Source organism: Bacteroidota bacterium (assembly GCA_016715425.1).
Lineage (GTDB): Bacteria > Bacteroidota > Bacteroidia > Chitinophagales > BACL12 > JADKAC01.
This window is the reverse complement of the sequence record JADKAC010000008.1, coordinates 138,348-153,657: the sequence shown is the minus strand read 5'-3', so window position 1 is coordinate 153,657 and position 15,310 is coordinate 138,348. Positions and strand designations below refer to the sequence as shown.

At 34.5% G+C, this 15,310-nt stretch carries 7 protein-coding genes and 3 pseudogenes; 5 read left to right on the top strand and 5 right to left on the bottom strand.

The features are described from left to right. Window positions 1–88: 88 nt before the first annotated feature. A complete protein-coding gene (locus IPN31_14765; protein MBK8683137.1) occupies window positions 89–1,768 on the bottom strand; it encodes a hypothetical protein in 1,680 nt (559 codons plus the stop codon). Then, a complete protein-coding gene (locus IPN31_14760; protein MBK8683136.1) occupies window positions 1,768–3,729 on the bottom strand; it encodes a hypothetical protein in 1,962 nt (653 codons plus the stop codon). The genes IPN31_14765 and IPN31_14760 overlap by 1 nt, the downstream gene beginning before the upstream one ends. A gap of 73 nt (window positions 3,730–3,802) precedes the next feature. Between IPN31_14760 and IPN31_14755 the strand changes: the two genes are divergently transcribed. Continuing rightward, a complete protein-coding gene (locus IPN31_14755) occupies window positions 3,803–5,344 on the top strand; it encodes a hypothetical protein (protein ID MBK8683135.1) in 1,542 nt (513 codons plus the stop codon). 5 nt (window positions 5,345–5,349) lie between these two features. Beyond that, on the top strand, window positions 5,350–6,612 hold the full coding sequence (locus tag IPN31_14750) for a CHAT domain-containing protein (protein MBK8683134.1): 1,263 nt from the start codon (window positions 5,350–5,352) through the stop codon (window positions 6,610–6,612). A 1-nt stretch (window position 6,613) separates the two neighbouring features. On the opposite strand, the gene IPN31_14745 is transcribed toward IPN31_14750, so the two are convergent. The 3 genes and pseudogenes from IPN31_14745 to IPN31_14735 form a co-directional block, all read right to left on the bottom strand. Continuing rightward, window positions 6,614–7,000 carry a hypothetical protein gene (locus IPN31_14745; GenBank protein ID MBK8683133.1) on the bottom strand — a complete coding sequence of 129 codons (387 nt, stop codon included), beginning with the start codon at window positions 6,998–7,000 and terminating at the stop codon, window positions 6,614–6,616. A 429-nt stretch (window positions 7,001–7,429) separates the two neighbouring features. Next, window positions 7,430–8,797 (bottom strand): annotated as a pseudogene (locus IPN31_14740) (NAD-dependent succinate-semialdehyde dehydrogenase). Window positions 8,798–9,396: 599 nt separating this feature from the next. Further along, window positions 9,397–10,691: pseudogene (locus tag IPN31_14735) on the bottom strand (MFS transporter). Window positions 10,692–10,796: 105 nt separating this feature from the next. Between IPN31_14735 and IPN31_14730 the strand changes: the two are divergent. From IPN31_14730 to IPN31_14720, 3 genes and pseudogenes are all read left to right on the top strand, one after another. Continuing rightward, window positions 10,797–12,141 (top strand): annotated as a pseudogene (locus tag IPN31_14730) (MFS transporter). Window positions 12,142–12,646: 505 nt separating this feature from the next. Continuing rightward, the gene (locus tag IPN31_14725) at window positions 12,647–14,128 is read left to right on the top strand and encodes a potassium/proton antiporter (GenBank protein ID MBK8683132.1); all 1,482 of its coding nucleotides are present in this window, start codon (window positions 12,647–12,649) and stop codon (window positions 14,126–14,128) included. Between the two features lie 4 nt (window positions 14,129–14,132). Next, entirely contained in the window at window positions 14,133–14,951 is an 819-nt protein-coding gene (locus tag IPN31_14720) for a universal stress protein (protein MBK8683131.1), read from the top strand. Window positions 14,952–15,310: the final 359 nt, after the last annotated feature.

Here is a 15,310-nt window from a genome sequence, read left to right as displayed (position 1 = left end):
TACTTGGTGTTAAACATTGTTAAGTAAAACAAGGAACCCTTATTTTACTAGGCTTTTGAAGGAAATAAAAATTAAAAAAAAGTGAAAATTATTTTGCCCACCAATGATAACATTCGGTTACCTTGCCATTTTTCAGACGAATAAAAAGATTTTGAGCAGGATAGAGATACAAAGTTGTACCCGATTCATAGCGGATAGCATACGGCTGACCATAAGCTTTTATTAATTCTTGTTCTGTGCTGCCGGCATGAATGCCTTTACTTGTAGAAGTTTGTTTATCAGTCATACTGATTATTCGAATATATCGGAATGGACTGCCTCCGGGTTTTGGACGGATATCATACAACATCCCTCCGGGAATAGTATCATAAAATATAGTAGCATATCCTGCGGAAAGATCAAAACGATTAAAACGAGATGCACCATGTCCATCCATATAAGTACCTATATATTCTCCATCAATAGTGGTAGAAGTATCAGAACCAATAATTAATGAAGGAGAAATAATTTGAGAAGGATCTGCATAAATGTGCAGATTGATTTGTGCTGTTTTGCTACCGTTTTTTTCTGCATCATTCAATGCATCTTTTGCAAGATCTATTTTTCCTTTTAATAAATAACTCAAGCCGGAAATTTCATCATATAAAAATTTTCTATCGGCAGGAAGCAATGGTTGCACTTCATCTAATACATCAGTACATGAACCATATTTTTTAAGTAATAGCAGCGCAATACATTTATTGATATATGCAGGATAAAAAGTATTGTCTAAATAAATTGCATTGTCTAATAATGTCAAAGCATTATTCAATAACTCTTTTGCTTTCTCTGTATTATCACTTCCGGAATTTCCTCTGGTGCCGCCCATAGAATATAAAACAGATTCTGTTTCAATAATTAACGGCCATTGTAAATTAAGCAGAGTATCATTATCTAAATAAACCAATGCTTGCATGATATCGGCAATAGCAAGGTTATTAAACATTTCTTTGGTCTGAATATTTTTATCCAGAATTGCATTGATACTAGAAGATGCTAATTGCAAAATACTGAGCATCTCTTCACCTGAGTACATAGTTGCAATTTGTAACAGCAATGTTGCAGATTCAAAAGCTGGAATTAAAGTTTCAATATCTTTTGCTGCATCAGCGGCAATTTCTTTGCGTGAAGTTTTACTGGGATAGCCCAACAGTTTTTCTTTTAGATGATACCAATAATAAGTACTGTCAAGCACCATATCGGCAAGGCGGTAAGTATCATAACCTGCACTGAATGCATAATACATTGCGTAAATATCTGCTTGTGTTTCGTGCAATTGAATTGTAATTGTATCCGCACCAATTTTTGAAAGTTCTAATCCCCATTGCTCATCGGCATAAGAAGAACCAACCACATTTCCCCATAAATGATTATTGTAATAGTGCATTAATTCATGCGAAAGAATATGAGCAAGAGCGGCGGAAGAATCTGCGCCAAACGATCTGAAATGATCTATTAATTGATAACCAATTTTTATCTGACCATCGGAATAAGTACTTGCAATTAATGAAGCATTATTCTCAACAATTAAAACCGGTCGGCTCGGTGTATTTCTGTTGATGGTGCGCAGCAATGTTTCAAACACTTCGTAAGCATAATCTGTATTGCGTTGTGCATTTACACGGATAGCAGAAAACATCAACATAAAAAATACGGCAGGAAGAACTACCCTGCACAACCTGAAGTGCAGTAGATTCTTCCCACCTGTATATAAAGTATTACTCATCATTATTTTGGACTACTCACTTTTGTATAATCAGAAGGACCTTTTGCAAATGTTTCATTGCCACCAATTGTAGATCCCGGACTTCCTGTTGTTTCTACATTGCGAACAAAGGCATTGTTATCATACAACTGCATCATCACATTTCCATTCTCATCCATCACCATTGCATATCCGTCAATCACACCATTGTGATAATCTAAAATGATTTTATAACCATCGGCATATTCAACACGAGTTACACCATTGCTGCTACCTTGTTTCCAGTTACCCACCACTTTTGATCCATCGGGATATTGCATCACACCATAACCATCTTCAACACCGTCTTTAAATTCACCATCATAAATTACACCGCCGATATATTCACGTTTGCCATCACCGAATAAACAATCACCATCTTTACAATCCGCACTTGCATACGCTAAAGCAGCAGGTTCAAACATATTAAACTCACGCATGGCTGCAAGCATTTCGGATGATGCAAAACCATAAGTAGATCCGCTTTCCATTTTACCATAACTCCATTTTCCCGCTTCCACTTTTCCATTAGTATGCATCATATATCCAAAACCATGAGGTGAATCATCATACCATTCGCCTACATATAAATCACCATTACTGTATTTCATTTTTCCTAAACCTTCACGCTTGTCATTTTTCCATGAACCGGAATATTTCATACCGTCAGTGAAAGTATATTCACCATAACCATTGCGTATAAAACCGGAAGAAAGAGTACCATAATAAGTATCACCATTATTGTATTTCCAATCTGCAAATCCGGAAACCAATTTATCATTTTCATAAATGCATGTTCCATATTCACCGGTTGGTAAATAACGAGTTGCTTCACCATTGCGCATTCCATTTTTCCATTGACCTGCATATACTTCACCGGTTGGCCATGTATAAATTCCGTACTGATCATAATTGCCTGCGGTAAAATTTCCCTCATAGCGAGTGCCATCTTCAAATACATACACACCATAACCATCAGCACAATCACCGGTTGAACAACCTGCACCCAATAAATTTTCCATTGCTCCCACTGTTCCTAAGTCAATCCAAAAAGCCTGATAAACAAACTTTGCCCAATCATCATAAGATACCCAGATGAAACCTTTGTTGCCCCAACCTTCACCCCATGAATTCATAATTTCGAATGAGCCACCATTTTTATTATCATCATATCCAACAACAGTCATTGCATGTAATTGATGCATACCTGTATTATCCAAAACTGATTTACCGGGATTACTTCTTTCCTCAGCAGTAGCACTCCAATAATTTCCTGAAGCTGCAAAAAATGAAGCGGGAATATAACTTGCAAATGCAATTGGGCTTCCAATAGTTAATGCAGTTTTTACTTGTTCAATATCAACTTTAGGTTTTGAATTGAAATAATTATTCAATGCAGTTTCTGTGCGTTCGCTTGGCATTATATCCGTTGTATTATATAAAATATATGCATTTGCAATGCGATAATTTGCTGCATCATTCATCATCGCATCTGTAATTTCTGTTCCACATCCTATCACAGGCATATAGAATTTTTTTGCTCCTACATCCATTAAAAGCAATAATGAATTTTCAACAGAACTTCCACTCTGACATGATTCATCTGCTTTCACTTGGTTGTAAATAAAATAAGGATCGAAAGCTAATCCGGTAATTAAATTACGATTAGTAAATCCTAAATTATAAGCATAAGCAGTGGTTAATGTTCCATAGGCTACAGACCATGAAGTACAAGTACCATAGTTACCTTGATTTTTTGCATAAGGTGTATGTGCTTTCAATGAAAAACTTTCAGGAATTTCACTTCCATATCCTGCTGATACAGGAGTTTTGGATTTAAATTTTTTGGCAGCGATGGGATCAGGTATAACGCCGGTTCCATACTGCGCATAAGAGGCACTTGTTACTAAACAAGAAGCTACTAAGATTAAAAACAGGTTGCGCATAAAATTGATTTAAAGTTTATAAAATTGTTTTAATAGTAATTTAGATGAACCAAAGATAAAATTCCATAAGTGTATGTTGCATAGATTTTTAATGATAACCTTGTTTTCTGTAATGATTCCAATTATTGGCTTCACACAATCTTATACAGAACTTGCTAATAGTTGTGATCTTTTAATGGAGCAAGAAAAGTATTTGGAAGCTTGTGATATATGTCTTCTAGCAAAAAATTTAGCATGGGAAACACACCTTGGTGATACCATAAGAATTAATGCAGCAATCTTTGCGGGTAATGCATATTTCTTTGCAGGCAAATATCAGGAAACAGAAGAAATGTATGTAGAAGCCTTAACGCTTTGCAAACAAATTACTAAAGATGCTGCATGGATATTTGATATCACTTATGGTTTAGTACATGTTACTGATGTAACAAAAAATTTGGATTTACAATTAGAAATGACAACATCCGCTATTGCATTATCAAAACAATTATATGGGTCACCAAATGAATACGAAGTTGAATTATATCAGACGCTAAGCAGCTATTATGCGAATCTGGGAGATTATAATACTTCTGATAAATATTTAGAACAGGCGTTTGATACTTATGAAGCACTTGGCTTTGGTAAGGATGCCGGCTATGCAAATCTGATGGTATTTTATGCAGGTAATTTATTTAGTGTAGGAAAATATTCTGCATGTGTGGAAGCATGTATTGCTGCAATAGAAATATATAAAAATACACCCGGCTATGCGAGTGCTTTATGCAGTACGTTTGCTATGGAAGCGAATTGTTATTTCAGTAATGGTGAAGCAGAACAGAGTATGAATGTCGCATTGGAAGGTGTAGGTTATCTGGATTCTCTCGAGACCTCAGAAGAAATAATGTCCAACGCAATGATGTTTGCATTGCTTGTCATAAATGTTGATTTACAGCAAGGAACTACAATTGCGGATGAAACCGGTTTGTTAGAAGCATTAAAAACCGGAATTGCCTTTTTTGATACTTTGCCATACAGCGATCCAAACAATCTTATAAACGCCAATATCGGAATAGGCAATTATTATATTCAAAAACAAGAATGGGATAGTGTGCGATTATATTATTCCAATGCATTAAACAACACTTTAAAATATTTTGGAAGAGGAGATATTATTTACATGTATTGTCAAACTGTTTTAGCAAGCTCATCCGAACATTTACAAGATTTTGATGCAGCCGAAAAAATTTATCTCGACATCATTGATTACAGTGTTGATTTTTTAAAGTCGAATTTTTTATTTGTTTCAGAAGTGGAGAAGGAATATTTGCTCGGGCAATTTACATCTACACATAATAACTTTTTATACTTCTTAAAAGAACATCAACAAACATATCCTCAACTAAAAACTGTAGCAGCAGAAACAGATTTATTTTTAAGAGGTTTATTATTGAAAAACATTACATCATTGCGCAATAATTTTTTGCAATATGGCAGTGTTGACGATATACAAACTTTTAATACATGGTTAGCGGTTCGGCAACAAGCGGCTTCAGTTTCTGCACAGAATCCTTCATTGGCAACACAGCTTGAAAGTCAGGCAGAGCAAATGGAGAAAAATTTCCGGATACATTAAAAGCTATGATTAAAAGTACAGATGTGCAATCATGGAATTCTTTAGAAACAAGTTTGAAACCCGACGAAGCAATTATTCAATTTATTGATATTGATAACTCTGTTGAAACCGGATATTTTCGAAAAGATTATATAGCACTAATTACTATACCGGGTTCTGCTGATCCTGAGTATGTGTATCTGTGCAACAGCGATGAGTTAAATGAAATTTTACAAAGAAGAAATGATGAAAACGATCGCACTTATGTTCAACGTATTTATGGTTTTCCTGATCCTGATTTTCCTGAGGATACTTTATATTATCAGGGCGATAAATTATATGCCTTGCTTTGGAAACCGATGGAAAATTATTTGCAACAATCAACAACAATTTATTATTCGGCGGCAGGTATTATAAATCAAATTGCAATGCATGCTTTACCTATTAATAAAAATACTTGTGTATTTAATAAGTATCATTTGCTGTTGCAAACAAATGTGGGTGATCGCATTGTAGAAAGCACAAAACCCTTTTCATCTGTATTGTTAGCAGGTGGAATTAATTATGAAAGTGCAACTCCAACAGATGATGATGCCTACCTTGCTTTAGCAGAAACGGATACAGATATTTCAAGAGGTGATACCTGGAAAGCATTGCCGGGGACATTAACTGAAGTACAGGAAATTGCAGCAGATGCAAAAGAAAATAATTTGGCCACTAAAATTTATAAAGGCAGCAGCGCAACTGAAAAGAATATAAAAGATGCTGCCGGAAATTATGATGTAATTCATATTGCTACACATGGTTATTTCTTTGCTGATGCAGATACTTCAGTTACTGATTTAAATACACCGGGTTATAGTTACCGACATTCAAAAAATCCATTGATGCGCAGTGGAATTATTTTAGCCGGAGGAAATAACACATGGATAAATGGTGTTACAGATAGCACACAGGAAGATGGTATTTTAACTGCGTATGAAATCTCCAATTTGAATTTATTAAATACTCAACTCGTAGTGTTAAGTGCATGCGAAACAGGATTGGGAGATGTGCAGGGAACAGAAGGTGTATATGGTTTACAACGAGCATTCCGCATGGCAGGTGCAAAACAATTACTCGTCAGTCTCTGGAAAATTCCCGATCAATATACCGCCGAGTTTATGCAACTATTTTACACTGCATTATTAAATGGTGATGATGCACAAGCAAGTTTATACAAGGCAAGAATTGCTATGCAGAAAAAGACAGATGCATATAATTGGGCGGCGTTTGAACTGGTGCAATAAATCAGGAAAGTGCAGCAGCAAGAAAATGCCGGTAGTTTCCTTTTAATTCGTTGAATAGTTTTTCGTAAGTCTGTACACGATCTCGTAATTCTTCATGATCTAAACCTTCTACAGATTCCATTTCAGGATTGCGTTCAAGTATTACTTTTAAATTATGATCTGCAATTTTTAAATCATGAAATAATTCATCACTCACTTCTTTATGTCTGATAAACTGACTTTCAAAATGTTGTGCAAATTGCATCACATCCATCTCCTGTGGAGAAGAAAGTAATTCACCTAATTGATGTTCGAATATTGCAATCTCATCACGCACCAACAAAACGAGTTCTTTCCATTCCACTATCTCTTTATGTAGAGTTGCAATATTATATGTTTGATTTTCCATAGCTATATAATTTTTATAAAGATGTAAATATATTTCTGTATTGATCCAGAAAAAATCAACTGAAAAGGAAATAATTGTCATTCATTTAAAGATGCCATCGCATCCAATGTTTATAGCAAAACCCATTGTTATAATTTGTTCGACCCCTTCGGGTTCGCATGTAATTTGGGTGCGTGTTTTCTATATTCATGTTATCCCTTCGGGATAAATAGTTAGCCAGAATGTTTTACAGGATTAATATTTGTTTGATTTTAGGAAAATATTGAAATTGAAAAAATGCAGCCACGAATGCACGAAAAAGGTCAATGCACGAATAGATCTTTTATTCGCATTCGAATTTTTTATTTTAAAACAGAGTATACAAATTGTATTTATTCCTGAAGATTCGTGGCTAGTCTTTATTTTACCCACTACAAAATTTTCCGCATTTCATTTCAATCCCTTATCAATATACACCGTTTTAATATTTACAAATTCTAAGATTCCATATTTTCCTAACTCACGGCCATACCCGCTTTTTTTAGTACCTCCAAATGGTAATCGTGGATCGCTTTTTACCAATGCATTTATAAATACTGCACCATCTTCTATGTTGTCAATAAAATAATCTGCTTTTTGTTTGCTGTTTGTAAATACAGTTGCGCCTAATCCAAACTCACTATTGTTTGCATGCGCCAATGCTTCTTCTTCTGTTTTCACAATAGTGATTGCAGCAACAGGTCCGAATAATTCTTCATCAAAGGCAGGCATACCCGGAGTAACATTTATCAAAACTGTTGGAGAATAAAACGCATTTTTTCTTTTACCACCTGCAATTAATTTCGCACCTTTTGCAATGGAATCATTTACTTGTTTTTCTATTTGTTCGGCAAGATCAACTCTTGCAAGCGGACCCATTTGTGTTGTAGTTTCTAATGGATCACCACTTATTAATTTATTTACTTCATCTGTAAATGCTGTAATAAATTTCTCGGCAATATCATCCATTAAAATAAATCGTTTTGCTGCAATACAACTTTGTCCGGCGTTTTGCATACGAGCTTTCACTCCAACAGAAACTGCCTGTTTTATATCTGCATCACTCAACACAATAAATGCATTACTGCCTCCTAATTCAAGCAAAGATTTTTTAATATTTTTCCTGCAATTGCCGCTACACTTGCTCCTGCTTTTTCACTTCCGGTTAGTGAAACTGCTTTTACAAATTTGTTTTCTAAAATATCTTTCACGGCATCATGTCCAACAAAAAAGATTTTGAAATACTCCTTTTGGAAAACCTGCTTCAATAAAAATATCTTCAATATGTTTTGCGCTTCCCAATACATTTCCCGCATGTTTTAATAAGCCCACATTACCCGCCATTAAAGAAGGCGCCGCAAAACGAAACACTTGCCAGAACGGATAATTCCAGGGCATCACAGCCAGTATAGCTCCCAGTGGTTGATATTTAATTTTACTGGATTGCGCATCCGTTTCAATTGTTTCCGTCGCTAAAAACTGTTCTGCATTATCCGCATAAAAATTACATACCCATGCACATTTTTCAACTTCTGCAATTGCTTCATTAATTGGTTTACCCATTTCTAAAGAAATCGTATTTGCATATTTATTTCTATTCTTCAATAGAATTTCTGCTGCGTTATGCATCAATAAAACACGCTCTTTAAATGTGGTAGTTCTCCACTTTTTAAAAATAACATCCGCATTACTTAAAATTATTTGTAACTCCTCCGAAGTATGTTCAGCATAAGAAGCAATCTGTGAATTTGTAAAAGGATTAATAGTAACTATTGCCATAACAATTAGTTTAGTTTGAATTTATAAGTCTAACAGATAAGTTGTTATAAAGATGTATTATTTAATTAAGTCTTTAGGATTTGCAAGAAAGTAAATAGAAATTACACGGAGTTGCTCGGAGTTATTATTTATTCTCAGTGAAGCTCCGTGTTTTTCTCAGTGAACTCTGTGTAATTTTTTATGATTTCGAAAGGTTTGGCGAGACGCCAACCTTGGAGAAATTTACAATTGACAATGAAAAAAACTCATCACTGATTTAATGGCTATTGGCGTTTAGCTGTTGGCAGTTGGCGAGAAAACTATGACTATTAACTTAGACCATTGACAAAAAAACTCATCATTGATTACTCATCACTCTATTCACTATTCACCACTTACTATTCACTAAAAAACTCATTACTGATTTTCAATGTTACTGAAAACAAGCCATTGCCATTAGCTTTTGCCATAGCTTTTTCGATTCCACGATTCCACGATTCGCCAGTTCGACATTTTTCAAATTCACCATTCACTACTCACCATTCACTATTCACCACTCACTACTCACTCACTACTCACCATTCACTACTCACCATTCACTACTCACCATTCACCATTCACTATTCACCATTCATTACTTCCCCGCCTTTCTTTTCTTTTACAAATCGCCATAATAAAAAGCTGATAAATAAACTGACTGCACTTACTTCGAAAATCAAATTTTTATTTTCTGCTGACTGAATAAATTGTGCAATAATTAAACTCACTACCAACTGCGGAATTACAATACTCATATTAAAAATTCCCATGAACAAACCCATCTTCGCTTTATTCACTTTCTCGCTCATAATTGCAAAAGGTAAACTCACAATTGCTGCCCAACCCACTCCTGCCAATGCCATACATAAATATAATATCGGAACAGTATTGCCAAATAATACAATACATAAATACGCAATACTCATTACTAACAATGCAGTTGAATGTACAGTAATTCTTCCAAATTTTCTTGTAAGTGGTTCTAATACTAATGCAGGAAAAAATGCACCCACTGCATTTAATATTAAAAAGAATATCCTATTACTTTTCCAATTTGATTTTTATCAATATCACTCAACAAGGAATTTTCTGTGGTATTAAATAATATTTGCGCAGCGTAAGCAAACATAAACACAAACATTGTCTGCACACCAATCCATGAAAATGCATTTGCAAAATATATTTTTATCAATTCATTTACTTCTGCTTTTTTTGTATCTGCATGCACATCCATTTTATTTTCTTCATCGTGATCAGAAACTAATTCTTTTGGCTCACTGATAAATAAAGTAGGGAAAATTGAAAATGCCAGCACGATAAAAACACCTACATAAATCAAAGTGTAATTTCCCATTTCGGCACCAATAAAATATGCAAGCACACCAAATGTACCAGACACAGTTTGCATCCATGTATAACCTTTTGTTCTTGCTTTTCCATCGGGTGTAACATCTGTAATTAAACTGCGTGTTGGATTAAATCCTAAATTAATTGCAAGGTCTAAAGTAGTGGCAACACATAATGCAACAGGTATTAAACTTTTTGCACCAAATAATTTTTGAATTACATCTAAGTTGGGTAAACACAATAACATCATCGCAGCCAACACACCGCCAATAATTATAAATGGTCTTCTGCGTCCGCCCCAAAACCAAGCCTTATCAGATATTAATCCCACTACTAATTGCATCACTAAACCTGCTAATGGACCCGATGCCCACACCAATCCTATTTCATCAATTGCCAATCCATATTCTGTAGAGAGTATCCAACTCAATGCACTTATCTGCACACATAAAGCAAAGCCCATTGCTGTTGCCGGTAATGCAAGTATGGAGTAAAAAGAGTTGCTGAGTTTTTTCTGAATTGGTAGCATGTATTGATTAGATTAGAAATTAAAATGAATACAAATTAAAATAAAGAAATGATTGCCTTTCGCAAATATTCCTAAATTGCATCGCCTTCAAAAATAGAAATCAAAATGGAAAAACCTCGCCTTAGTTTCTGGCAGATTTGGAATATGAGTTTTGGATTCCTCGGAATTCAATTCGGCTTTGCATTACAGAATGGAAATGCTTCTGCCATACTTCAAAACTTTGGTGCCGACATTCATCATCTCAGTTGGTTTTGGTTAGTGGCTCCATTAACAGGTATGATTGTGCAGCCCATCATCGGGCATTATAGCGATCATACCTGGAATAGATTTGGTCGGCGCAAACCTTACTTTATCATCGGTACTGTTTTCTGTTGTCTCGCATTAATTTTATTACCTAACTCAGGCGTTTTTTTAACAGGCAAAGCAGCTCTTCTTGTAGGCGCAGGTTTCCTGATGATAATGGATGCAAGTATTAATGTGGCTATGGAACCATTCCGTGCATTAGTAGCAGATAATCTACCTGACTCACAACGCACTCTCGGTTTTTCTATTCAAACTTTTTAATTGGTATCGGTGCTGTTGGTGGAAGTTGGTTGCCATATATTTTAGCAAACTATGGTGGTGTTTCTGCATCTGCTCCACAAGGGCAAGTGGCAGATAATGTAATCTGGTCTTTTTATATCGGTGCAATCGTGTTCTTCGCAGCCATCATGATAACAGTTGTATTTGCAAAGAATATCCGCCGAAAGAATATGAAAAATATCACGGCAAAACAAAAGAAACACATGCGGGATTAAGACAAATATTTACTGATTTTAAAAACATGCCCGCTACAATGCGTCAACTTGGTTTGGTGCAATTTTTTAGTTGGTTTGCACTCTTCGGTATGTGGGTATTTACAACACCTGCAATCGCACATCATATTTATGGTTTACCTGTGGACGATACGTCGAGCGATACATTTCGCAAAGCAGGAAATTGGGTAGGAATTATTTTCGGGGTATATAATTTAGTAAGTGCAATCTATGCATTGTTTCTTCCCAGAATAGCAAAATTATTAGGCCGCAAACTCACACATGCATTTTCATTAACATGCGGCGGCATCGGTTTGCTATCTATGTATTTTGCAAAAAGTCCGGAAGCACTTATTTTTTCCATGATTGGAGTAGGAATTGCTTGGGCAAGTATTTTAGCAATGCCTTATTCCATTTTAGCAGGAAGTATTCCCGCAGGTAAAATCGGAATTTATATGGGACTCTTTAATTTCTTTATCACCTTCCCGCAAATCATCAATGGTATTTTCGGTGGACCACTCGTTGCCACCATTTATAATAACAATGCAATTTATGCAATTGTAATGAGCGGCATTTTTATGTTCTGTGCAGCCATCTCTGTGCTATATGTCCACGATAGCGGAGATATACGAATTAAGAAGGTGAGGGTGGCTTGATTGATATATTGGATTAAAAATTTTTTTTCTAAAAAATATAATTAGTTGTTGCTTTTTCTATATTTACATTGTAAACAATTTTTTATTTTTAAGAAACAGCAGAAATTTAGGAAGGATTTCTGCTGTTTCGTTTTATAATAGTGAATGGTGAATGGTGAATAGTGTATAGAAAAAATCAGTGATGAGTAATCAGTGAAGAGTGATGTTTTTTAACCTGAAACACGAAACTTGAAACTTTTTTAGTCAATAGTCAAAGTTTTTTTCGCCAACTGCCAAAAGCTAATCGCTAATAGCTTTTAAATCAGTGATGAGTGATGTTTTTTAACCTGAAACCCGAAACTTTTTTAGTCAATAGTCAAAGTTTTTTTTTCGCCAACTGCCAAAAGCTAATCGCTAATAGCTTTTAAATCAGTGATGAGTTTTTGTCAATGGTCAAAGTTCTAAGTCAATGTTTCTATGTCAATGTTCTAAGTCAAAGTTTTAATTACTATATTTAAAAAACAAGATGAATATTACCATTGAAAACATATTATTAATTGGCTCTCTTCTTCTTTTTATAAGTATTGTTGCCGGTAAAACTTCTTATAAATTTGGTGTACCTACTTTAATACTATTCCTGGCAATCGGAATGCTGGCAGGCACCGATGGCATTGGAGGAATTCATTTTGATAATCCTGAAATTGCGCAATTCATTGGTATAGTTTCTCTTAATTTTATTTTGTTTTCCGGAGGACTTGATACGAATTGGAAATCAGTAAAACCTATTCTTAAAGAAGGGATGGTTTTATCAACGCTCGGTGTGCTGCTTACCGCCCTTTCACTCGGAACATTTGTTTACTTCCTCACTGACTTTACTATTTATGAAAGTATGCTGCTTGGCTCCATCGTTTCATCTACAGATGCAGCAGCAGTGTTCTCAATTTTGCGTTCAAAAAATTTAGCATTAAAAACAAATCTCAGACCTACATTAGAATTAGAAAGTGGAAGTAATGATCCCATGGCCTATGTGCTGACTATTGCTTTTTTGACTTTAGTAATTAATCAGGATCAAAGTATTGTTTCTATAATTCCATTGTTTTTACAACAAATGATTTTGGGTGGTATTGCAGGTTTTGTCTTTGGCAAAGTGAGTAAATTTATTATCAATAAAATTAAACTTGACTTTGAAGGACTATATCCTGTGTTGGTAATTGCATTAATGTTTATCACTTTTTCAGCAACAGATTTTATTGGAGGTAACGGCTTTCTTGCTATCTACATTTGTGCGGTGTATTTAGGTAATCAAAATTTGATTCATAAGAAATCTATTTTGAAAATGTATGATGGCTTAGCATGGTTAATGCAAATTGTGTTGTTCCTTACTTTAGGATTGCTTGTGTTCCCAACTGAAATAATTCCATTCATTGGTATCGGAATGCTTATTTCATTATTTCTAATTTTAATTGCAAGGCCAGTGAGTGTTTTTATTAGTCTGATGTTTTTTAAAATGAAATTGCAACGACGATTTTATATTTCATGGGTAGGCTTGCGAGGCGCTGTTCCAATTGTATTTGCTACCTACCCCCTTTTAGCAGGAATTGATAAAGCAGATATGATTTTTAATATCGTGTTTTTTATTTCTGTTACATCGGTGCTTATTCAAGGAACCACTTTATCTATAGTTGCAAAATGGTTGAATGTTGCTTTGCCGGAAAAAGAAAAACAGAATACAGAAATGGATGAATTGATTTTAGATTTTCCAAAATCGCTATTAAAAGAATTTTTAATTATGCCTGATTACTATGCCGTGAATAAACGCATTGTGGATTTGAAATTACCAAGCTCAGCATTCATTGCAATGATAAAACGCAATGGAAAATATATTCGACCGGGCGGTTCAACAGAAATTGAAACGCATGATATTCTAATGGTACTTGCCGATAATCAGGAAGATTTTATTAAAGTAAACGATTGCCTTTACAATCCTCTTAATACTATAAAAGCATAATGAAATGAGAAAACGATTTATATTACTTATTGATTTTTCAGAATACTCAAGCAATCTGATAAAATATGCAATGGATTGGAGCAAAGAAGTAAATCCGGAAATTCTTTTACTTCATCAAACTATTATAATAGCTCCTGCACTTGCAAACAGTGAAGCCAAACAACAAATAATAGATTTTACAAATGATGAAGCGATTCAAAAATTAAAAGCACTTGCACAATCTATCATTCCAAACTCAAGGAATGTTACTTATATGGTTTCAGAAAAACCACTTCATATTTCCTTATCCGAATTATTAGCGGAACCGTTTGAAAATTTAATTTTTGTTGGAGTGAAAGGAACAGGGGTGCTAAAAAAATTATTTCTTGGCAGTGTTGCCGTTCAGGTGATTAAAAAGACAAAGAATATAATTGTGGCAATGCCTAAGGAAATTAATTCTTTTTCTCATGAAAAAATCTTTGTTGCAATAAATGAAAAAGAACCATTAAACACATTGGAGCTTAATAATTTTCTAAAATTTATTGACAATGAAAATACCAATATCACCTTTTTTTATTTAGCCAAACCAAATGAAAAGACAAATCATATAGAAAAACAATTGCAGCAGTTAGCAGAAATGTTTGCAGACAGATTTAAAACAGATTTTGCAATTTATGAAGGACAAAATAGACTGGAAGATATAAAGAAAGTAATCAATAATAACATTGATGAAATATTGGTAATTCAAAAAGGCTCCCGCAATTTTACCGATCAACTTTTCAAACGATTTATCATTAATGAATTAGTGTATGCAGGACAAACACCATTAATTGTTTTACCATAAAGTGGTGAATGGTGAATGGTGAATGGTGAATGGTGAATAGTGAATAGTGAATGGTGAATGGTGAGTGGTGAGTGGTGAGTGGTGAGTGGTGAAAAAATAATTAGCAATAAGCAATAAGCAAAATGCAATAAGCAAAATGCAATGGTAAATTATAAATGGTGAATTAAAAAATTAGTGATGAGGAGAGTTTTTCATTGTCAATTGTCAATTATCAATTGTCAATTTAAAAAGTCAATGGTCTAAGTTAATATTCATAATTTTCTCGCTAATAGCTAACTGCCAATAGCCAATAGCCATTAAATCAGTGATGAGTTTTTTTTCAACCCGAGATTTGAAATGCCAACAAAAATGCATTTACA